The organism is Barnesiella sp. (assembly GCF_022723415.1).
Lineage (GTDB): Bacteria > Bacteroidota > Bacteroidia > Bacteroidales > Barnesiellaceae > Barnesiella > Barnesiella intestinihominis.
Genome location: NZ_JAIJHU010000148.1, coordinates 1 through 1,135, shown reverse-complemented (window position 1 = coordinate 1,135; position 1,135 = coordinate 1). Strand labels below are relative to the sequence as shown.

Below are 1,135 nucleotides of genomic sequence, written 5' to 3'. Positions count from 1 at the left end.
GGGACATTATAACTTCCAGTTCAGAATACGGCCCGACATGTGGAAAAGAATCGCCAAGCTGAATATCCCGGTAGATTTTTATCTATACTACATAAGTACACCTTATTTCAACGACTAAACTATCAGACTCATGGGAATACAGAAAATTGAAATCGGGGATATTTGTGAAATCAAACAAAGAAAATGTATTTCCATAACTTGTAGAATAGAAATGGATTAAAAAATAATAGTAGAATTAAATGGCAGAATTTAACGATAAAATAATAGAAATGGGATGCGATTTTTGGATCGATACCGAAGAAGATGCTCCCTCGGTCGTAACCCGTATGACCGGTATACAACCCTCGTGGGCCACAACAAAAGGCGAAATATTCAGAACAAGATCACACAAAGAAATACCCGGAAAGTTCTTTAAACAAAACCTGTGGAAATTATCCGGTACTGCCTATTTTGAAAAAGACGACCATCTGATACCTTTCAAATCGATCGATATGCTCGAAATGATCGAGAAACAGAAAAGTTCTTTCCAAAAGATTTTTAGGAACTACAAATACAAATGCCTCCTCCATTTCTGCTATACCAACCGACATAAACTTCAATTCCGCATTCCGCCGGAACTGTGGAAGCGTATCGCACCGTACGGATTGTTGGTCGACTTCGACCTGTACCTACTCAGTAAAAGCAAAAAAAATAACATTAACCGAATCAAGGCCGGAACCGAAATGGGCTGTACGCTCTATATCGAGACCGGAAAGAATGACCCGGGTATCGTTACCGAGATGACCGGAATATCCCCCACCCGTATCAAACGGAAAGGATACCCCGACATACCCTACACCGAGCTCGGCACTCACCCGGTCTTCGATGAGAAAAACGTCTGGTTTTACGATACATTCGACAACCGAAAAGCATCGAAATACTTCGATCTGGTATATCAATCCAACGAAATATTGGACTTGGTAGAAAGCCGTTTAGAATCGTTTCGAAAAGTTTTCCGCCGTTTCAAAAACAGCGGACTGATACTCCATTGCAGTATGGGACATTATAACTTCCAGTTCAGAATACGGCCCGACATGTGGAAAAGAATCGCCAAGCTGAATATCCCGGTAGATTTTTATCTATACTACATAAGTAC

At 40.8% G+C, this 1,135-nt stretch carries 1 protein-coding gene; it reads left to right on the top strand.

Features of this window, described 5'->3' with window-relative positions:
- Positions 1 to 239: 239 nt before the first annotated feature.
- Positions 240 to 1,135 (top strand): DUF4279 domain-containing protein (locus QVD32_RS13200; protein ID WP_287710397.1); only part of this gene is annotated, 896 nt, incomplete at its 3' end.